The sequence below is a fragment of the Microbacterium maritypicum genome (assembly GCF_008868125.1).
Taxonomy (GTDB): Bacteria; Actinomycetota; Actinomycetes; order Actinomycetales; family Microbacteriaceae; genus Microbacterium; species Microbacterium maritypicum.
The window spans coordinates 1,057,508-1,076,353 of sequence record NZ_WAAQ01000001.1 but is presented as its reverse complement, the minus strand read 5'-3'; the positions used below and the strand labels follow the sequence as shown (position 1 = coordinate 1,076,353).

Here is an 18,846-nt window from a genome sequence, read left to right as displayed (position 1 = left end):
GATCACGTGTCAGAGGACGAGCGAAGGATCAGAGCCACTTCGAGACGAGGTGCTCCGAAGCGATGCGACGAAGCGTTCCGGAGGCTCCTCGGAGCACGACGCTCTCGGTGTAGACGTAGCCGCGTTCACGACGGACACCGGCGACGAGCTGGCCGTCGGTGACGCCGGTGGCGACGAAGATCGTGTTGTTGCCCTGCACCAGATCGTCGGCCTCGTAGACCTTGTCCATATCGAGACCGGCATCGATGCCGCGCTGGCGCTCATCGTCATCGCGCGGCCAGAGGCGTCCCTGGATGTGTCCACCGAGAGCCTTGATCGCGCACGCCGTGACGATGCCCTCAGGGCTGCCGCCGACGCCGACGCACATGTCGGTGCGAGCATCGTGACGGGCGGCGTTGATGCCACCGGCGACGTCACCGTCGCTCATGAGACGCGTGCCGGCACCCGCATCGCGGATCTCCTGGATGAGCTGCTCGTGACGCGGACGGTTCAGCACCGAGACGACGATCTCGTCGACAGGCTTGTCGAGCGCGCCGGCGAGCTTGCGGATGTTCTCGCCGATGGGAAGACGGATGTCGACGACGCCGACGCCTGCCGGGCCGGTGACGAGCTTGTCCATGTAGAAGACGGTCGAGGCATCGAGCATGGTGCCACGGTCCGAGACGGCGATCACCGAGAGTGCGTTCTGACGACCGGCTGCGGTGAGCGAGGTGCCGTCGATGGGATCGACCGCGATGTCGCACAGCGGTCCACGGCCCGTGCCGACGACCTCGCCATTGAAGAGCATCGGGGCGTTGTCCTTCTCGCCCTCGCCGATGACCACTCGTCCCTGGAAGTCGACCGTGCCGAGGAACGCGCGCATCGCGTCGACGGCGGCGCCGTCCGCCGCCTCCTTGGCTCCGCGACCGATAAAGGGGACCGCGCGGATGGCCGCAGCCTCCGTCGCACGCACCAGCTCCATCGCGAGGTTACGGTCGGGACGAAGAGGGCTCAGATCCGCTGTCAGACTCACCATGCGGTCAGCCTAGCCACCCTCGTGTCCAAATCCGCCGCCTGTCGAGCCGGATCCGACGAAGGAATCCGGATTCTTAACAGCCAGGCAGAAGCCATCGTGCTCGGCGGAGATCTGGGCTGCGGTATCAGCGTGCGCGCCCCGATAGAGTGGCAGCTGTCCCGGCTTCCCCTATCGCAGGAGTTCTCATGCCCGTCGCCACCCCGGATCAGTACGCCGAAATGCTCGACCGCGCGAAGGCCGGCGGCTTCGCGTACCCCGCATTCAACGTCTCCAGCTCGCAGACGATCAACTCCGTCCTCCAGGGGCTGACCGAGGCCGGCTCCGACGGCATCATCCAGGTCACCACGGGTGGCGCCGACTACTTCGCCGGTCACACGGTGAAGGCTCGCGCCGCGGGCGCGCTCGCGTTCGCGCGCTTCGCCACCGAGGTCGCGAAGAACTACCCGATCACCGTCGCGCTGCACACCGACCACTGCCCGAAGGACGCGCTGGCCGGTTTCGTCGAGCCGCTGATCGCCGCCTCCGAGGAAGAGGTCAAGGCCGGCCGCAACCCGATCTTCCAGTCCCACATGTGGGACGGCTCCGCTGTTCCCCTCGCGGAGAACATCGAGATCGCCAAGGACCTGCTCCCCCGCATGAAGAACATCAACGCCATCCTCGAGGTCGAGATCGGCGTCGTCGGCGGCGAAGAGGACGGCGTGCAGCACGAGGGCTCGAACGAGGCCCTCTACACGACGTTTGCCGATGTCGACCAGGCGGTTCAGGCGCTGGGTCTCGGCGAGCAGGGCCGCTACATCGCCGCCCTGACCTTCGGCAACGTGCACGGTGTGTACAAGCCCGGTGGCGTCAAGCTGCGCCCTGAGCTGCTCGGCGAGATCCAGGCCGAGGTCGCGGCGAAGTACAACACGGGCGCCAAGCCTCTCGACCTGGTGTTCCACGGCGGCTCCGGCTCGACCGATGAGGAGATCGCCCTCGCGGTCGCCAACGGTGTCATCAAGATGAACATCGACACCGACACGCAGTACGCCTACACGCGTGCGATCGCCGACTACATGTTCAAGAACTACGACGGCGTGCTGAAGGTGGATGGCGAGGTCGGCAACAAGAAGCAGTACGACCCGCGCGCCTGGGGCAAGATCGCCGAGTCGGCGATGGCCGCCCGCGTGGTCGAGTCGACCCGTCAGCTCGGCTCGTACGGACAGTCCCAGAGCTGATCCGCGAACGAGACAGCAGAAGGGGCCCGGCATTCCTGCCGGGCCCCTTCTGCGTCCCCGATGGGTCGGCGTACGTCGACGCCGACCGGCTGAGGTCAGGGGGTCGTCATCTGCTCGAGGTGGGCGACGAAGGCGGGGTCACTCATCATCGGCACCGCGATGCAGACGGAGACCACGCCCATGGTGACGATCGCTCCGACGATCGGGAGCCACCAGGTGAGGCGGCCACGACGCAGGCGTCGGATCGAGAGCGCGGCGGTGATCGACCATCCGACGACGAGGACGATCGCGGCGATCATCCCCCAGGTCTTCGCCTGCGCGAAGTTCGTGAACTCCCCCTCGATGCCGACGACCTTCATGGTCTGGTTCATGACGCTCGGCAGATCCAGGTACGACAGACCGGTGATGACGACGTTGATCAGTCCGTAGGCGAGCATCACGATCGTCGCGAAGCGATCGACAGGATGCGACCGCTTCGTCGAAGACTCGTTCACCGGGTTCCCGGCCTGAACCGCGGGCGGAAGTGGCGCCGACGGCGGTGCGATCACGACCTCGTCGAGCGGGGGCAGGCCGGCGGCTCGTCGCTGTTCCTCGGGGGTCGCGAGTTCGCCGTACTGGGGCCTCTGGTCGCTCATCCCGCCATGCTAACGGCACAACCTCGGGCCGGTTCACAGCGGGCGACCGCACCCTGTGGGGCACAAACGATAGCGGCCCCGGAGAAGTGGGGACTTCTCGGGGCCGCGGACGTGGAGCGTGGGGACGCTCCTCATCCAGATTGACCGCCAGCGCTGGGGACGCTAGAGGCGATCGGTGACGTTCACGTATGCCGCCACTGTTCCCATAGTAGGAAAACGCGTGCCGACGCGCCAGGGGCCCTCCTTCAGATAGTGAACTCGGCTCCGGAGGAACCCTCGTCCAGCACGTCAGCCCCTAGCTGCAGAGAGAGATGGCGTGCAGTGCGCTGGAGCGTCGAGACGAGGGTGCGATCGACCACGGCGCCATCGGCCGGCAGCGAGATCGCCAGCGAGGCGATGACCCCGGGGGCGATGACCGGCACGGCGACGCAGGTGGCGCCGATCGCGTACTCCTCCTGATCGATCGTCCACCCCGGAGAGCGTTCCAGCTGCGTCAGCAATGCCTTGCGATCGGTGATGGTGTGCGGTGTGAGCTCGGGCAGACGATGCCGCGAGAGGTAGTCCAGGCGATCGGCTTCTGGGAGTTCCGCGAGGATCTGCTTGCCCAGCGCAGTCGCGTGAGCGCTGGACTGCAGCCCCACCCACAGCTCGATCCGGGGATTGCGGACGGCGTCGACGATGTCGACCATGTGCATCTCCCCGTCATCGAAGCGGGAGAGATACGCCGTGGCTCCGACGTCTTCGGTCACCTCCCGCAGCGCTGCGCGCACGCGGGCGAGGAACACTCCCCGCGAGCCGATCTGCTGCTGGAACGACGGAAACCGGGCGCCCAGCACGACACCGTCCGGTTCCGAGGAGAGGTATCCCTCATGCACGAGCGTGCGCACCAGGTTGTAGGTGGTACCGGGGGTCAGACCGGTGATGGCCGCGAGCATCTTGGGAGGAAGCGGCCGAGGTGAGTTGGCGACGATGTCGACCAGCCGCAGAGCGCGTTGCACCGACCCGATGAGGGTGGGCTCCGCCTCCGCGGCGCTCACTGCTAAGCGCCTCCTCCGGACGCGCGACCTCCGAGGGCCCGCGCGTCGCGCTGACCCGCAGCATCTTGACGCAGTTCCTTGGGCAGGGAGAACATGAGGTCTTCCTCTGCCGTCTTCACCTCTTCGATGTCGCGGTAGCCGGCGTCGCCGATCGCATCGAGCACCTCGCGCACCAGTACTTCTGGCACGGATGCCCCGCTGGTCACGCCGACGGTCTCGACCCCGTCGAGCCACTCCTGCTGGATCTCTTCTGCGTAGTCCACGCGATAGGCGGCCTTCGCCCCGTACTCGAGGGCGACCTCGACGAGGCGCACGCTGTTGGACGAGTTCGATGAGCCGACGACGATCACCAGGTCTGCTCCGGCGGCTACCTTCTTGATCGCGACCTGACGGTTCTGCGTCGCGTAGCAGATGTCATCGGACGGCGGATTCTGGAGTTCGGGGAATCGCATGCGCAGACGGTTGACCGTCTCCATCGTCTCGTCGACCGAGAGGGTGGTCTGCGAGAGCCAGACGACCTTGTTCGGGTCCTTCACCACGACGGTGTCGGCTTCCTCCGGAGAGTTCACGACGGTGACGTGCTCCGGGGCCTCCCCTGCTGTTCCCTCGACCTCTTCGTGGCCCTCGTGGCCGATGAGCAGGATCTCGAAATCGTCGCGTGCGAAGCGCACGGCCTCGCGGTGCACCTTGGTGACGAGCGGGCAGGTCGCATCGATCGCGTGGAGTCCTCGATCGGATGCCGCGTTCACGACTGCCGGCGAGACACCGTGAGCGCTGAAGACGACGTGGGCCCCCTCAGGGACCTCATCGACCTCTTCGACGAAGATGGCGCCCTTCTCCTCGAGCTCGGTCACCACGTGGATGTTGTGCACGATCTGCTTGCGCACGTAGACCGGGGCGCCGTAGCGCTCGAGGGCCTTCTCCACGGCCACCACGGCGCGGTCCACACCCGCGCAGTATCCGCGCGGTGCGGCGAGCAGAACCCGCTTGTGTCCGGCCACCGGGTTATCCTGAAGCCGCCCGGCCGCCGCACGAACTCGTGGAAGGCGGGGCACGGGGAGATGAACGGCAGTCGAAGTCACCCTTGAATTCTACCGCCGCGCAGCTGTGCGAGGCCGGGGAGACTCGGGAGCGGGAACGGGAGCGGATGACAGTCTTCGAAGCGACCACGGGCCAGGGCGAGACGCCACCGGCCGATTCCGTCGCACCCCGCGACTCGACGGCCGACGCTCCCACCTCGGTCACCCGGCTGAACGCCACCATCCGCGACTTCATCGCGCGGTGGAACACCGTCTGGGTCGAGGGAGAGATCACTTCCTGGAATGTGCGCGCCGGCAACGTGTTCGCGCGGCTGAAGGACACCCGCTCCGATGCGCAGATCTCCATCCGGGTGTGGTCGAGTGTGCGCGGGCGCATCCCCTCCGACATCGGCATCGGCGATCATGTGGTCGCCGCGGTCAAGGCCGATTACTTCGTCAAGGCCGGCGATTTCAGCTTCGCCGTCTCCGCGATGAAGCACGTCGGGCTGGGCGACCAGCTCGAGCGCCTCGAGAAGCTGCGGGCGCAGCTGCGACAGGAAGGCCTGTTCGACTCTTCGCGCAAGAAGCGCCTACCCTTCCTGCCGCATGTGATCGGTCTGATCACGGGCGAGCGCTCGGACGCCGAGAAGGATGTGCACCGCAACGCCGAGCTGCGCTGGCCGCAGGTGCGCTTCCGCACCGAGTACGCCGCCGTGCAGGGCGACCGCTGCGTTCCCGACACGCTCGCCGCCCTCGCCCGGCTCGACGCCGACCCCGAGGTCGATGTGATCATCATCGCCCGCGGTGGTGGAGACCCGCAGACGCTCCTCGGTTTCAGCGATGAGAGGCTCGTGCGCGCCGTCGCCGCGGCCTCTACACCCGTCGTGAGCGCGATCGGGCACGAGAACGACCATCCGCTGCTCGACGATGTGGCGGATCTGCGGGCTTCGACGCCGACCGACGCCGCCAAGCGCGTCGTCCCCGATGTCGGTGAGCAGCGGGCACTCATCGCGCAGCTGCGGTCCCGCGCGACCACGAGGCTCACGCAGCGCCTCACACACGACATCGCTCAACTGGAGCAGCTCCGCTCCCGCCCGGTGCTGCGTTCACCCGCTCCGATCATCGACGCCCGCGCCCAGGAGATCTGGCTGCTGCTCGGACGCGGCCGGGACACCGTGAACCGACAGCTCGACGACGCCGGGCGCCGCACCGGAGAGCTTCGGGCTTCGCTCCGCGCGCTCTCGCCCGCCGCGACCCTGGCTCGCGGTTACGCGATCGCCCACCTCGATGGGGGCGTGATCCTGCGCGACGCCGCCGATGCCCCGGCCGGAAGCACGCTCACGATCACCCTCGACCGGGGCTCGCTGACCGCCCGCTCGGAGGGCGAGATCGCGGAAGACGCCTGAGCCGGACACCCGCGGCACACGACGTAAGATGGAGGAGTGAGCGCCCTGAACGACACCCCTGTGGACACGCTGTCGTTCGAGGCGGCTCGAGACGAGCTCGTCAAGGTCGTCGCTGAACTCGAACAGGGATCCCCGACCCTCGAGAACTCGCTCGCCCTCTGGGAACGTGGTGAGGCTCTCGCCGCCCGTTGCGAAGAGTGGCTGCTGGGCGCCAAGCGCCGCCTCGACGCGGCTCGCGCCGCGGCATCCGATGTCGAGACGCCGGTAGGAGACTCGTGAGCAAGCAGCCCCCGATCATCGCCGAGCTCGGCCGCCCCGAGACTCCGGAAGAGACCGCCGCCCGCAAGGCCGCGTTCAGCAAGGCCTACCGGTCGAGCCAGACGGTGCGAAACCTCGTGGCGGCGCTCCTGGTCACGGTCGCCGTGGTCGCGGTCATCATCTTCGCCGTCCCTCGCGGCACTCCGGTCGAGCAGAAGCCACTGGATGTCGCCGCCGTCGCCGAGGGCGTGGAGTCGTCGATGGAACGCCCCGTGCTGATCCCGGAGCTCGGCGACTTCTGGCGTGCGAACGGCGCCGAGATGCAGGGTGGCGCCACCGTGGTGTGGGAGGTCACCCTGGCCCCGAAGTCCGACACGGAGCGCGGCTTCATCAAGGTGGCCCAGGCTTTCGACGCCGATTCATCCTGGGCTCCGCAGCGTCTGAACGGCATCGCCCCGACTGACACCGTGCGCATCGGCGGCCTCGACTGGGACGTCTACAAGCCCGGAAACGCCGAATCGAACGCGAACGTGACGTATGCCATCGGCACGCAGGCCGGCGACGACTACATCCTGCTCTACGGCTCGCGCTCGGCCGATTCGACCGCCGAACTCGCCGAATCCCTCATTCCGCAGATCCGCATCATCTCGGAGGCCCCATGACGCACCCGTTGACCCCCACAGCCGCATGGAAGCAGATGCAGGACGGCAACCGCCGTTTCGTGCAGGACGAGCCCCGGCACCCGAATCAAGACGTCGCCCGTCGCAAGGATCTGACGGCAGCGCAGCATCCGGTCGCCACCCTGTTCGGCTGCTCGGACTCGCGCCTCGCCGCCGAGATCATCTTCGACCTCGGCCTCGGCGACCTGTTCGTGGTGCGCAACGCCGGACAGGTGATCGGCGAGTCGATCGTCGCGAGCCTGGAGTATGCCGTCGCGGTGCTCGAGGTGCCGCTGATCGTCGTGCTCGCCCATGACTCCTGCGGCGCCGTGCGTGCGGCTATCGACGGCACCGCGATCGATGCCGCTCCCCTGCCCCCGCACATCTGGAAGCTGATCGCCCCCATCGTTCCCGCCGCGCGGAAGGTGCTGGCCGAGAGCGGCGGGACCACCGTCGCCGAGATCGACTCGGAACTGGTCGGCATCGAGCATCTGCGCAACACCGTGAGTGATCTGCTGCAGTCGTCCGAGATCATCAGCGACGCCGTGTCCGCGGGTCGCCTGGGCATCGTCGGCGCCAACTACCGTCTGGCCGAGGGCACCGCGGTGCCCGTGATCACGGTCGGAATCGACGCCGACGGCGTCACCACCGAGGGAACTGACCCCGCAACCAAGGAGGGTTCGGAATGACCGAGCAGGACTACCGCATCGAGCACGACACCATGGGTGAGGTGCGGGTGCCCGTGAACGCACTCTACGGAGCGCAGACCCAGCGCGCCGTGGAGAACTTCCCGATCTCGGGCAAGGGACTGGAATCGACCCAGATCGCTGCCCTGGCCCGCATCAAGAAGGCCGCGGCGCTGGCCAACAAGGAGCTCGGCACTCTCGACGGTGCCATCGCCGATGCGATCGCCCAGGCCGCCGACCAGGTCGCCTCCGGAGACCACGACAGCGAGTTCCCGGTCGACACCTACCAGACCGGCTCCGGTACCTCGTCGAACATGAACATGAACGAGGTTCTGGCGACGCTCGCGACGCGCATCCTCGGTGCGACCGTCCACCCCAACGACCACGTGAACGCCTCGCAGTCGTCGAACGATGTGTTCCCGACCTCCGTGCACATCGCGGTCACCCAGGCCCTCATCGACACGCTCATCCCCGCGCTCGACCACCTCGCCGTCGCCCTCGAGGCGAAGGCCGAGCTGTGGAAGGACGCCGTCAAGTCCGGCCGCACCCACCTGATGGATGCCACCCCGGTGACCCTGGGCCAGGAGTTCGGCGGCTACGCCCGTCAGATCCGCCTGGGCATCGAGCGCGTGCAGTCGGCCCTCCCCCGCGTCGCCGAGGTCCCGCTGGGCGGCACCGCGGTCGGCACCGGCATCAACACCCCGCTCGGCTTCCCGCAGAAGGTCATCGCGCTGCTCGCGGCAGAGACCGAGCTGCCCATCACCGAGGCCAAGGATCACTTCGAGGCGCAGGCCAACCGCGACGGACTGGTCGAGGCCTCCGGCGCGCTGCGCACGATCGCGGTCTCGCTGACCAAGATCAACAACGACCTGCGCTGGATGGGCTCCGGCCCCAACACGGGTCTCGGCGAGCTGCACATCCCCGACCTGCAGCCTGGTTCCTCGATCATGCCGGGCAAGGTCAACCCGGTCGTTCCCGAAGCCGTGCTGATGGTGTGCGCACGCGTGATCGGCAACGACGCGACGGTCGCCTGGGCCGGCGCATCCGGCTCCTTCGAGCTGAATGTCGCCATCCCGGTCATGGGCACGGCCGTGCTCGAGTCGATCCGTCTGCTCTCGAACGCCTCGCGCGTGCTCGCTGACAAGACGATCGACGGCCTTCAGGCCAACGTCGAGCGGGCCGCCGCATTCGCGGGAATGAGCCCGTCGATCGTGACTCCGCTGAACAAGCTCATCGGCTACGAGGCTGCGGCGAAGATCGCCAAGCACTCGGTCGCCAAGGGCATCACGGTGCGCGACGCCGTGATCGACCTCGGCTACGTCGAGCGCGGCGACCTCACCCTCGAGCAGCTCGACGAGAAGCTCGACCTGCTGTCGATGACGCACCCGGGCTGAGTTCCCCCACGAAACAGCGGATGCCGCGAGGACTCGTTCCTCGCGGCATCCGCTGTTCTTGGGCACCGCTCACATGCATGACCTGGCCACGGATGCCGGAGCGCATGACGGTGAGCAGTCATGCATCCGGCAAGAACTCATGCAGGCGTCACGGTCAGGCGCGTGCCCGCCCGAGAGCCGCTGCGATCGCTGCCACGACCACATCCCAGGAGTGCAGGATCATCGCGTAGTCGAAACGCAGCGTCTCGAATCCGAGACGTGAGGCCACGGCGTCGCGCATGAGATCCCGGTGGCGATTCGCCGGCCCCTCATGGTTCTCCCGACCGTCTGCCTCCAGGATGACTCGACCCTCGATGACGAAGTCGACGCGTCCGACACCGTCGATGATCACCTGCGTGCGCACAGCGACCCCGATCAGGTGGAGCCTCAGCCGCACCACCGATTCCAGGCCGCTCTCCGCATCAGGGCGCGCGAGATCGATGAGCCAGCGCGCTGTCGAGGGAAGGGCCGCGCGGACGTTCGCGCGGGCCACCGCCGTCAGCATCCGCTTGTTCCACGCCGACTCGAACGCGGCGAAGAAGAACTCCTCTCCGTAGCAGCCGAACGCATGCACCAGTGCGACCTCGATCGGGGCGATCCCGACGTCCATACGCCCGGGAGTGAAGTGAGCGACGCACGCGCACGGCTTCGGGTGATGCCGTCGCCCACCCAGCCCCATCCAGACATGCACCTCATTCGAGACCTCGAGGGTCCATACTCCACGGAGCCTCAACGCGCTCCCACATGTGAGTGCGCCTCCGTGTGCCGCTGCGGCGACCACCTCCGACGCCGCTCCCGTTGAGGCGAAGACGCCTGGCCGTACCCGCACGAGCCGTCCTGCCATGCACTCGGCCCCCAGTCGCGAGCGCGAACAGCCGAATGCCTGAAGTCGCGTTCCGCGCGCGACCCCGCCGAGGTGTCCGAGGATGAATTCGACATCGATCATCCCTCGATCCTGGCTGCGTACCTCCCCGCGACGCCGCCACGCTCACGCAACTGGTGGACAGGTCTTGGAAGCACGCAGATGTGCAGGTCGATACTCCTTCTCCCCCCTGTCCGGATGCATGAGGAACCGACGAATGTCTGAGCCGGGGAGGAGGAACCATCCTGCAAGCGGCCATGGCTCATGCATCCGGGCTGACCCCGGCCGAGTGCCCGGCCGCTGTGCACAGTCACCCCGCACATGTGACAGCGGATGCCGCGAGGACTCGTTCCTCGCGGCATCCGCTGTCTCACGCCGTCAGCTGAGCTCTCCACCCTCCAGGAGCTCGGTGACGAGCGCTGCGATCGCCGAACGCTCGGAGCGGGTCAGGGTCACGTGGCCGAAGAGCTCGTGTCCCTTCAGCGTCTCGATCACGCTGGCGATCCCGTCGTGTCGGCCGACGCGGAGGTTGTCGCGTTGGCCGACGTCGTGCGTGAGGATCACGCGCGAGTTCTGTCCCATGCGGCTCAGCACCGTCAGCAGCACATTGCGCTCGAGAGACTGGGCCTCGTCGACGATCACGAACGCGTCGTGCAGGGAGCGCCCACGGATGTGGGTCAGCGGGAGCACTTCGAGCAATCCACGCTCGATCACCTCCTCGACCACGTTGCCCGAGACGACCGAGCCGAGCGTGTCGAACACCGCCTGTCCCCACGGGCCCATCTTCTCGCCCTGGTCACCGGGGAGGTAGCCGAGCTCCTGCCCGCCGACCGCGAACAACGGTCGGAACACGATGATCTTCTTCTGCTGCTGCCGCTCCAGAACCGCCTCGAGTCCTGCGCAGAGCGCGAGCGCCGACTTGCCGGTGCCGGCGCGTCCGCCGAGGGAGACGATGCCTACCTCCTGATCGAGCAACAGGTCGATCGCGATGCGCTGCTCCGCCGAACGGCCGTGCATCCCGAAGATGTCGCGGTCTCCGCGCACCAGTCGGTACTCGCCGTCTCCGGTCACCCGACCGAGCGCAGAGCCGCGCTCGGAGTGGATGATCAGTCCGGTGTTCACCGGAAGGCCGCGAGCCTGCTCGCTGATGCCGACCTCGCTCTCGTAGAGGTCGCTGATGTCGTCGCCGGAGAGGTCGAGCGTCGAGATCCCGGTCCACCCGGAGTCCACCGCCTGCTCGGCGAGGTACTCCTCGGCGCGCAGGCCCAGGGACGCGGCCTTCACACGCATCGGCAGGTCCTTCGAGACGATCGTGACGTCCTGACCGTCCTGCGCGAGATGCATCGCGACCGAGAGGATGCGGGTGTCGTTGTCGCTGAGGCGGATACCGGCCGGGAGCACCGAGGAGTCGGTGTTCGCGAGTTCGACCCGGAGAGTGCCGCCCTCACCGACCTCGACCGGGAAATCCAGGCGTCCGTGCTCGATGCGCAGGTCATCCAGGTGTCGAAGGGCCTGCCGCGCGAAGTAGCCGATCTCCGGATCGTGCCTTTTTCCCTCGAGCTCGGTGATCACGACGACGGGGAGGACGACCGAGTGCTCGGCGAACCGGAAGAACGCCTGCGGATCGCTCAGCAGGACCGAGGTGTCGAGAACATAGGTGCGCAGATCCTGATCCGGATCGGCGGACGATGCTCGCCTCGTGGTCTTACGGGTGGACTGCTGCGCGGTGCTTGTGGCCTGCTGCGCTGTACGTGTGGTCACGACCCACTCCCGACCCGGGTAATCCCGGCTATTCGAACGAGTCGACCAGGGGGTCACGAGTCGTCAACCTGAGGCCGACTCGAACGGGCGCCTTGCCCGATGCCTAGAACGTACGACCGCGTGGGCGATTAACGCGGACTCGACACGCCAGCGATTCGTTAAGCGCTGGTGAACGTCTCGTTGCCGAACGCGTGCAGGGCCTCATCGAGAAGCGCGAACGTCGCCGCATCCGTGCCTGCGTGGGGCGCGATCCGCACCGAGGATCCACGTGCGGTCACGACGAGACCGGCGTTGGCGAGTGCCGCGGCGAGGCGTGCGGGCTCCTCCGGGGCGAGTGCCACGATGCCGGCGCGCTCGACGCGATCACGCGGGGAGCGCACCTCGATCCCATGGCGGTCGGCGATCTCGATCACGGTGTCGACGTGTTCCGCGAGGCGCTCCTCGATGGCGGCGACACCGGCATCGCGCACATCGCGCACACCGATCGCGAGTCGTCCCGCGGCGAGCGTGTCCGGCTGACTCACGGTGAAGGCCCGAGCCGAGGGCGCTGGCGCCGGGAGTTCGTCGACGAACAGACCGGCGGCCGTCGTTCCGGTGATACCGGAGAGCACGGGCGAGATACGCTCTCTGGCGCGGGGTGAGAACCACGCGAAGGCGCTGCCCCGGCCGGCGCGCAGCCACTTGTAGCCGTGTCCGACCACCACATCCGCCGCGGAGTAGTCGACGTCGATCACGCCGAACGATTGGACGGCGTCGAGGATGAGCAGGCGGTCGGGACCGATCGCCTCGCGAAGCGCCGCCAGGTCGGTGCGATACCCGGTGCGGAAGTCGACGTGACTCACGGCGAGGGCGACCACCTCGTCATCCAGTGCCTCCCTGACGGCATCAGCGGTCACGCGTCCGTCCTCCGGGGTGATCCACCGCGGGATGATCGCACGGTCCGATGCCGTCGATGCGCGCTCCAGGGTCAGGCTCACGCTCGGGAACTCGGCGGTGCTCGCGATCACAGCGCCGGACAGGCCGAACAGCGCGTGCATGAGTCCGTGGGTCGAAGACGGCTGCAGGGTGACGTCGTCGGCTTCGCCGCCCAGCAGCTCGGCGACGAGTTCCTGGGCCTGACCGATGCGCTCGGCCACCAGCGAGAGGGAGGACGGTCGTCCGCTTCCGAGCAGGTCGGCGTCGGCGAACACCTCTTCGCGCACGGAAGGCGACAGCGGGCCGAACGCCGCCCAGTTCAGGTAGCCGGACTCGTTGTCGAAGGTGTCGACATAGTCCTGGAAAGTGCTCACTTCGTCATTGTGGCACGGGTCTGCGCGGGCCCGTCGCCGGGTCAGCGACCGAAGCGCCTGTCGCGGTCGGCGTAGTCGCGGATCGCGCGAAGGAAGTCCACCTGACGCAGGTCGGGGCCCAACGCCTCGACGAAGTAGAACTCGCTGTGTGCGCTCTGCCACAGGAGGAAGTCGCTGAGCCGCTGCTCCCCGCTCGTGCGGATCACGAGGTCGGGATCGGGCTGCCCACCCGTGTAGAGGTGCTCGCCGATCATCTCGGGCGTGAGGTGGGCGGCGAGGTCCTCCAGCGTGCCACCGGAGGCCTCATGCTTCGCAATGATGCTCCGCACGGCGTCGACGATCTCATTGCGCCCGCCGTAGCCGACGGCGAGATTCACGTGCAGTCCGGTGTGATCCTTGGTGCGGTTCTCCGCGTCGGAGAGCACCCGTGCGAGTTCTGCGGGGAGGATGTCGGAGCGTCCGACGTGCTTCACTCGCCAGTTCCCCTCCTGCGACAGCGCCTCGGCGAGCTCGGCGATGATCTCGATGAGGTCGGCGAGCTCCGCGGAGTCGCGCTTTCTCAGGTTGTCGCTGGAGAGCAGATAGAGCGACACAACGCGCACGCCGAGCTCGTCGCACCAGCCGAGGAACTCGCGCATCTTCGCAGCGCCTGCACGGTGTCCCTCCGCAGGCGTGTCCAATCCGAGCTGACGCGCCCACCGGCGATTGCCGTCGATCATCATCGCGACGTGATGCGGCACCGTGGCCGGATCGAGGTGGCGTCGCAACCTGTTGGTGTAGAGCCGATACAGCGGCCCTCGCCCCGGGCTCTCGCGTGACATCACCTCCCTACGCTACCGTGCCAGGGCCTGCGGCATCGTGTGCGGAAGCTGGGATATATGTGCCCTGCACGGTATGCGGGTCGGCTTAGAGTGAGCGTGTGAGTACTCCCGAGCCCTCCGGTCCCGACGTCCCTCAGCTGCCTCTGCTCGAAGCCGCGGCCGTCGATGCCGCCGTCGAGACCAAGCCGACCTGGCGAGGATGGATCCATGCCGGCACGTTCCCGGTGGCGCTGGTCGCCGGTGTCGTGCTGATCATCGTGTCCCAGGGCGCCGCGGCCAAGTGGGCCTCCGCCGTGTTCATGCTCACGTCACTGCTGCTGTTCGGCAACTCGGCGCTCTACCACCGCATCGACTGGCGGCCGAAGGTGAAGGTGCTGCTCAAGCGCATCGACCACGCCAACATCCTGCTGCTCATCGCCGGTACCTACACACCGCTGGCGGTGCTGGCGCTGCCGCCGGAGAAGGGCGTGCTGCTGCTCAGCCTGGTGTGGGGAGGCACGCTGGTCGGCATCCTCTTCCGCGTGTTCTGGATCCACGCCCCGCGCTGGCTCTACGTCGCGCTCTACCTGCTGCTCGGCTGGGCAGCCGTGATGTACCTCGTCGATCTCATGAACGCGAACTTCGCGATGATGGTGCTGGTGATCGTCGGCGGGCTCCTGTACACCGGGGGTGCGGTCGTCTACGCGCTCAAGAAGCCGAACCCCTGGCCCGGGCACTTCGGGTTCCACGAGATCTTCCACGTGTGCACGGTGCTCGCATTCCTCTGCCACTGGACCGCATGCCTGCTCATCGCCCTGTCGCCGCTGTCGCCCTCGCTGGGCGCGCCGTGACGCGAGGTCAGCGAGCGGGCGTATCGCCGTCGGTGTCAGAGGCAGCGGTGCCGTCCGAGGTCGGCGCACCCTTTCCGGGAGCCGCGGCGGCATCGCCCTCGGCCCGCGCCGCTTCCTCGGCGTCGAGCTCGTCGCGCACCTCTTCGCGGTACCGGACACGGCGGATGCGGCGGTTCATGTCCCAGATCAGCAGGATCACCGCGATCACGACCACGACGATCGCGGCGAAGCCGACGAACCCCGGGGTGACCGACACCGGGTCGACGGTCATGCTCGGCGTCGGCATCGGGGTCTCGGACAGAGAGAACATGAATCGGCCTTTCGTACGCAGGTCGCATAACCTGGTAACACCAGCCTAACGACCGGAAGACCCACCCGTGACGACCGCACAAGAGCTCGATGAACGCTATGGCCGAACCCGACGACGCCGCGCGCCGTGGATCATCGGCGGTGCGATCGCACTGCTGATCGTCGGCGCCTTCAGCTGGATGACCGTGGCCCAGTCGATGGCGTCCGTCGACGCGGACGATCTGGGCTTCGAGCTCGTCGACGAGCACTCCGTGAGCATCACCTTCCAGGTCACCGGAGTGCAGGGCAAAGACGTGGTGTGCGCCGTCGAGGCCCTCGACGAGGAGTTCGGTGTCGTCGGCTGGAAGATCGTGGAGATCGAGGCCGGAGACAGCCACTCGCAGGCTCGCTCCGTCACGATCCCCACGGTGTCGGAGGCCACCACAGGTTTGGTGAACACCTGCTGGGTCGCCTAGACTCGTGCCAGACAAGACGACGCCCCGGCACCGTGCCGGGGCGTCTTGGCATATCCCCCGCAGCATGCCGGAGGGATCCCGAAAGAAGGAGCTTCGTCATGTCCACCGATGCTCAGGTTCCCTTCCTCACGCAGGAAGCGTATGACCGGCTCGTCGCCGAGCTGGAGCACCTGTCCACCTTCGGCCGCGACGAGATCGCCAAGCGCATCGAGGCGGCCCGCGAAGAGGGCGACCTCAAGGAGAACGGCGGATACCACGCTGCGAAGGACGAGCAGGGCAAGCAGGAAGCGCGCATCCGCACGCTGGAGGCTCTGCTGAAGACCGCCAAGGTGGGCGAAGCTCCGGCCAGCCGCGGAATCGTCGAGCCCGGCACCGTGGTCACCGCCCTCGTCGCCGGAGGCGAAGAGGTGTTCCTGCTCGGCAGCCGCGAGATCGCCGCCGGCAGCGACCTCGATGTCTACAGCGAAGCCAGCCCGCTCGGCCAGGCCATCCTCGGCCTCAAGGTCGGCGAGAAGTCGTCGTACGAGGCCCCGAACGGCCGCGAGATCAGCGTGGAGATCGTGAACGTCGAGACGTACACGGGCTGAGACACCACACAGAAGCGCCCCCGCATCCTCAGGACGCGGGGGCGCTTCTGTGTGAATGCGCAGTCGTGCTCAATCGGGGACGAGGATGGGTTCGAAGCCGGCGCGACGCAGGGTGTCGAGCGTGTGCTCGGAGTGCTCGGGACCGCGCGTCTCGACGCTGAGCTCGAGGATGACGTCGCTGATCTGCAGACCGTGACCGTGGCGCGTGTGCATGGCCTCGATCACGTTCGCGCCGGCCTCGGCGATGAGCTCGGAGACGCGGGCCAGCTGACCGGGGCGGTCGGGCAGAGGGATGCGGATCGTGAGATAGCGACCCGAAGCGGCGAGTCCGTGCGAGACCACGCGCTGCAGCAGGAGCGGATCGATGTTCCCGCCCGACAACACGGCCATGGTGGTTCCGCTGCCCGTCACCTTGCCTGCCAGGATCGCCGCCACACCGGCGGCACCAGCGGGCTCGACCACGACCTTCGCCTGCTCCAGCAGGATGAGGATGGCCCGTGCCAGGTCGTCGTCGGAGACCGTGACGACCTCGTCGACGAGGTCCTTGATGATGTCGAACGGGACGGCACCGGGACGAGCGACCAGGATGCCGTCGGCGATGGTCGGTCGGGTGACGATGTCGACGGGCTCGCCGGCCTCGAGCGACGGCGGAACGGCGGCGGCGTTCTCAGCCTGCACGCCGATGATGCGGACCGTGCGGCCGAGCTCGGCAGCGCGTGCCTTCACGGCTGCCGCGACGCCGGCGATCAGACCTCCCCCGCCGATGCCGAGCACGACGGTGTCGACGTCGGGCGCGTCCTCGAGGAGTTCGAGTCCGAGCGTTCCCTGCCCGATCACGATGTCGCGGTGATCGAACGGATGGATCAGCACCGCACCCGTGCGCTCGGAGAACTCCGCGGCGAGACGCAGCGAGGTCGCCACCGTCTCCCCCTCCAGCACGACTTCCGCTCCGTAGCCGCGCGTGGCGAGCAGCTTCGGCACCGGAACGCCCAGAGGCATGAAGATCGTCGCCGGGATGCCGAGCGCCTGCGCCGCCAGCGCCACTCCCTGCGCGTGGTTTCCGGCTGAGGCCGCGACCACGCCACGCGAGCGCTCTTCGGCGCTCAGCTTCGACAGCCGGTAGGCCGCACCGCGGATCTTGAAGGATCCCGTGCGCTGGAGGTTCTCCATCTTCAGCAGCACCGGGGCGCCGAGGATGTCGGAGAGCGCTCGCGACGGCAGCGTCGGCGTGTGCGAGATCACCTCAGCCAGACTCTGAGCAGCGTGCTCGAACTCGGTCAGGCTGGGGACTGCGCTCATCGATTCCTCCGTCTCCGCTCGCGCGGTACTGTGCTCCAGATAAGGTCTCCGCTCGGCCCGGCGCCGGTGCGCCAGGATCCCGAGCTGATGGTCACGGCTGCGACGTTGATGAACGCCGCCAACGGCACCGCGAACAGTGCGCCGGGGATGCCGGCGATCATCGCTCCACCCGCCACCACGAGGACGACGGCGAGCGGATGCACCTTGACAGCCGAACCCATCATGATCGGCTGCAGGATGTGTCCTTCGATCTGCTGGACGGCCAGCACGACCAGCAGCATCCAGAGCGCGATCCAGGGGCCGTTGTACACCAGCGCCAGGAACACGGCGACGGCGCCGGTCACGACCGCACCCACGATCGGGATGAACGAGCCGAGGAACACCAGGACGGCGACCGGGAGCGCAAGGGGCACCTGCAACAGGAACGCCCCGAGTCCGATGCCGATCGCGTCGATCGTCGCGACGAACAGCTGCGTGCGCGCGTAGTTCACGATCGTGGTCCAGCCGTTGCGTGCCGCTCCGTCGACGGCCGGCTGAGCCATGCGCGGGAAGATCCGGAGGGTCCAACGCCAGATGCCGGCGCCGTCGGCGAGGAGACAGATCAGGATGAACAACGACAGCACGGCGCCCGTGGCGACGTGGCCGACGGTGGTCCCGATCGCCAGGGCGCCGGTCCACAGCACCTGCGCCTGCTCGTTGAGGAAGTCGAGTCCCTGCTGCAGGTAGTTCGCGATCTGCGTGTCGGAGAGGCTCAGAGGACCCTCGTGCAACCAGACCTGGAACTGATCGAAGGCCTCGGTCGAACGCTGCTGCACGTCGGGCAGCTGAGCACGCACCTGCCAGACGACGAGCCACATCAGCCCGGTGACGATGGCGGCCGTCCCGATGAGCGAGATGGCGATCGCCAGCCAACGAGGGAGACCACGCCGCAGCATCCACGAGAAGGCCGGCCACAGCAGCGCGGTGATGAGGATACCCACCATGAGGGGGATGACCAGGAGCTTGAGCAGCATCACGAGCCAGATGAAGACGCCGATCGCCGCCGCGATCAGCAGCAGCCGCCAGGCATAGCCCGCCGTGATGCGCAGAGGCAGCGGTACCGCCTCGTCGGCCTCGGTCGACACGGTGCGCTCGGTGGAGACCGGGCGCGGACGGAACAGATCTCTCAGTCGGGGTCGCTGGTCCTCACTCATCGCCCAAGTCTACGGTCACGCCGTATGCCCTCGAACGCATCTTTCCCTGGAGGGTGCATGTCGGCGCTCGGCGATACC

Annotated in this window: 20 protein-coding genes; 9 read left to right on the top strand and 11 right to left on the bottom strand. The window is 67.6% G+C overall.

All coding sequences use genetic code 11. The annotated features are described in order from the left end of the window. Positions 1-28 precede the first annotated feature (28 nt). Positions 29-1,015: a class II fructose-bisphosphatase gene (glpX, locus tag F6W70_RS05245; RefSeq protein WP_017828697.1), complete on the bottom strand. Its 987-nt coding sequence runs from the start codon at positions 1,013-1,015 to the stop codon at positions 29-31. Between the two features lie 185 nt (positions 1,016-1,200). On the opposite strand from glpX, the gene fbaA reads away from it, so the two are divergent. Further along, positions 1,201-2,229: a class II fructose-bisphosphate aldolase gene (gene fbaA, locus F6W70_RS05240; protein WP_017828698.1), complete on the top strand. Its 1,029-nt coding sequence runs from the start codon at positions 1,201-1,203 to the stop codon at positions 2,227-2,229. A 95-nt stretch (positions 2,230-2,324) separates the two neighbouring features. Here fbaA and F6W70_RS05235 read toward each other — a convergent pair whose 3' ends face one another. From F6W70_RS05235 to F6W70_RS05225, 3 genes are all read right to left on the bottom strand, one after another. Next, positions 2,325-2,864, bottom strand: coding sequence for a DUF6264 family protein (locus F6W70_RS05235; protein WP_055864555.1), 540 nt, complete (start codon positions 2,862-2,864; stop codon positions 2,325-2,327). Between the two features lie 245 nt (positions 2,865-3,109). Continuing rightward, positions 3,110-3,901, bottom strand: a complete 792-nt coding sequence (locus F6W70_RS05230) for an IclR family transcriptional regulator (protein ID WP_055864560.1) — start codon at positions 3,899-3,901, stop codon at positions 3,110-3,112. Between the two features lie 2 nt (positions 3,902-3,903). Next, entirely contained in the window at positions 3,904-4,956 is a 1,053-nt protein-coding gene (locus tag F6W70_RS05225; protein WP_372446049.1) for a 4-hydroxy-3-methylbut-2-enyl diphosphate reductase, read from the bottom strand. Positions 4,957-5,048: 92 nt separating this feature from the next. On the opposite strand from F6W70_RS05225, the gene xseA reads away from it, so the two are divergent. Genes xseA through F6W70_RS05200 form a run of 5 tightly spaced genes read left to right on the top strand, consistent with a single transcriptional unit; the run spans position 5,049 to position 9,323 of the window. Further along, entirely contained in the window at positions 5,049-6,326 is a 1,278-nt protein-coding gene (xseA, locus tag F6W70_RS05220) for an exodeoxyribonuclease VII large subunit (RefSeq protein WP_055864563.1), read from the top strand. Between the two features lie 36 nt (positions 6,327-6,362). Continuing rightward, a complete protein-coding gene (locus tag F6W70_RS05215; RefSeq protein ID WP_174799562.1) occupies positions 6,363-6,605 on the top strand; it encodes an exodeoxyribonuclease VII small subunit in 243 nt (80 codons plus the stop codon). After that, positions 6,602-7,246: a DUF4245 family protein gene (locus F6W70_RS05210; protein WP_055864566.1), complete on the top strand. Its 645-nt coding sequence runs from the start codon at positions 6,602-6,604 to the stop codon at positions 7,244-7,246. The genes F6W70_RS05215 and F6W70_RS05210 overlap by 4 nt, the downstream gene beginning before the upstream one ends. Further along, a complete protein-coding gene (locus tag F6W70_RS05205; protein ID WP_017828705.1) occupies positions 7,243-7,932 on the top strand; it encodes a carbonic anhydrase in 690 nt (229 codons plus the stop codon). The genes F6W70_RS05210 and F6W70_RS05205 overlap by 4 nt, the downstream gene beginning before the upstream one ends. Continuing rightward, on the top strand, positions 7,929-9,323 hold the full coding sequence (locus F6W70_RS05200) for a class II fumarate hydratase (RefSeq protein ID WP_151486081.1): 1,395 nt from the start codon (positions 7,929-7,931) through the stop codon (positions 9,321-9,323). The genes F6W70_RS05205 and F6W70_RS05200 overlap by 4 nt, the downstream gene beginning before the upstream one ends. Positions 9,324-9,477: 154 nt before the next feature. On the opposite strand, the gene F6W70_RS17950 is transcribed toward F6W70_RS05200, so the two are convergent. The 4 genes from F6W70_RS17950 to F6W70_RS05180 all read right to left on the bottom strand — a co-directional run bounded on the left by F6W70_RS17950 (position 9,478) and on the right by F6W70_RS05180 (position 14,095). Then, positions 9,478-9,972: an endonuclease domain-containing protein gene (locus F6W70_RS17950; RefSeq protein WP_318278803.1), complete on the bottom strand. Its 495-nt coding sequence runs from the start codon at positions 9,970-9,972 to the stop codon at positions 9,478-9,480. 630 nt (positions 9,973-10,602) lie between these two features. Then, a complete protein-coding gene (gene phoH2 / locus F6W70_RS05190; protein ID WP_055864581.1) occupies positions 10,603-11,985 on the bottom strand; it encodes an RNA 5'-3' helicase PhoH2 in 1,383 nt (460 codons plus the stop codon). 158 nt (positions 11,986-12,143) lie between these two features. Next, the gene (locus tag F6W70_RS05185; RefSeq protein WP_151486079.1) at positions 12,144-13,274 is read right to left on the bottom strand and encodes an aminotransferase class V-fold PLP-dependent enzyme; all 1,131 of its coding nucleotides are present in this window, start codon (positions 13,272-13,274) and stop codon (positions 12,144-12,146) included. A gap of 41 nt (positions 13,275-13,315) precedes the next feature. Next, on the bottom strand, positions 13,316-14,095 hold the full coding sequence (locus F6W70_RS05180; RefSeq protein ID WP_017828709.1) for an isoprenyl transferase: 780 nt from the start codon (positions 14,093-14,095) through the stop codon (positions 13,316-13,318). Positions 14,096-14,193: 98 nt separating this feature from the next. On the opposite strand from F6W70_RS05180, the gene trhA reads away from it, so the two are divergent. Beyond that, positions 14,194-14,925: a PAQR family membrane homeostasis protein TrhA gene (trhA, locus tag F6W70_RS05175; protein ID WP_055873418.1), complete on the top strand. Its 732-nt coding sequence runs from the start codon at positions 14,194-14,196 to the stop codon at positions 14,923-14,925. 7 nt (positions 14,926-14,932) lie between these two features. Here the strand turns inward: trhA and F6W70_RS05170 are convergent, their stop codons facing one another. Then, positions 14,933-15,235, bottom strand: a complete 303-nt coding sequence (locus F6W70_RS05170) for a hypothetical protein (RefSeq protein ID WP_017828711.1) — start codon at positions 15,233-15,235, stop codon at positions 14,933-14,935. Between the two features lie 67 nt (positions 15,236-15,302). On the opposite strand from F6W70_RS05170, the gene F6W70_RS05165 reads away from it, so the two are divergent. Both F6W70_RS05165 and greA read left to right on the top strand, forming a co-directional pair. After that, on the top strand, positions 15,303-15,689 hold the full coding sequence (locus F6W70_RS05165) for a DUF4307 domain-containing protein (protein WP_151486078.1): 387 nt from the start codon (positions 15,303-15,305) through the stop codon (positions 15,687-15,689). 98 nt (positions 15,690-15,787) lie between these two features. Beyond that, positions 15,788-16,276, top strand: coding sequence for a transcription elongation factor GreA (greA, locus tag F6W70_RS05160; RefSeq protein ID WP_017828713.1), 489 nt, complete (start codon positions 15,788-15,790; stop codon positions 16,274-16,276). Between the two features lie 69 nt (positions 16,277-16,345). Here the strand turns inward: greA and ilvA are convergent, their stop codons facing one another. Both ilvA and F6W70_RS05150 read right to left on the bottom strand, forming a co-directional pair. Then, on the bottom strand, positions 16,346-17,575 hold the full coding sequence (gene ilvA / locus F6W70_RS05155; RefSeq protein WP_017828714.1) for a threonine ammonia-lyase: 1,230 nt from the start codon (positions 17,573-17,575) through the stop codon (positions 16,346-16,348). Continuing rightward, positions 17,572-18,768, bottom strand: coding sequence for an AI-2E family transporter (locus tag F6W70_RS05150; protein WP_206516623.1), 1,197 nt, complete (start codon positions 18,766-18,768; stop codon positions 17,572-17,574). The genes ilvA and F6W70_RS05150 overlap by 4 nt, the downstream gene beginning before the upstream one ends. Between the last annotated feature and the right edge of the window lie 78 nt (positions 18,769-18,846).

What these genes read in the sequence shown, in the direction of transcription:
- glpX (WP_017828697.1), bottom strand. Translation starts at nt 1,015, where the DNA reads ATGGTGAGTCTGACAGCGGATCTGAGCCCTCTTCGTCCCGACCGTAAC.
- fbaA (WP_017828698.1), top strand. Translation starts at nt 1,201, where the DNA reads ATGCCCGTCGCCACCCCGGATCAGTACGCCGAAATGCTCGACCGCGCG.
- F6W70_RS05235 (WP_055864555.1), bottom strand. Translation starts at nt 2,864, where the DNA reads ATGAGCGACCAGAGGCCCCAGTACGGCGAACTCGCGACCCCCGAGGAA.
- xseA (WP_055864563.1), top strand. Translation starts at nt 5,049, where the DNA reads ATGACAGTCTTCGAAGCGACCACGGGCCAGGGCGAGACGCCACCGGCC.
- F6W70_RS05205 (WP_017828705.1), top strand. Translation starts at nt 7,243, where the DNA reads ATGACGCACCCGTTGACCCCCACAGCCGCATGGAAGCAGATGCAGGAC.
- F6W70_RS05200 (WP_151486081.1), top strand. Translation starts at nt 7,929, where the DNA reads ATGACCGAGCAGGACTACCGCATCGAGCACGACACCATGGGTGAGGTG.
- F6W70_RS17950 (WP_318278803.1), bottom strand. Translation starts at nt 9,972, where the DNA reads ATGGACGTCGGGATCGCCCCGATCGAGGTCGCACTGGTGCATGCGTTC.
- F6W70_RS05180 (WP_017828709.1), bottom strand. Translation starts at nt 14,095, where the DNA reads ATGTCACGCGAGAGCCCGGGGCGAGGGCCGCTGTATCGGCTCTACACC.
- F6W70_RS05170 (WP_017828711.1), bottom strand. Translation starts at nt 15,235, where the DNA reads ATGTTCTCTCTGTCCGAGACCCCGATGCCGACGCCGAGCATGACCGTC.
- greA (WP_017828713.1), top strand. Translation starts at nt 15,788, where the DNA reads ATGTCCACCGATGCTCAGGTTCCCTTCCTCACGCAGGAAGCGTATGAC.
- ilvA (WP_017828714.1), bottom strand. Translation starts at nt 17,575, where the DNA reads ATGAGCGCAGTCCCCAGCCTGACCGAGTTCGAGCACGCTGCTCAGAGT.
- F6W70_RS05150 (WP_206516623.1), bottom strand. Translation starts at nt 18,768, where the DNA reads ATGAGTGAGGACCAGCGACCCCGACTGAGAGATCTGTTCCGTCCGCGC.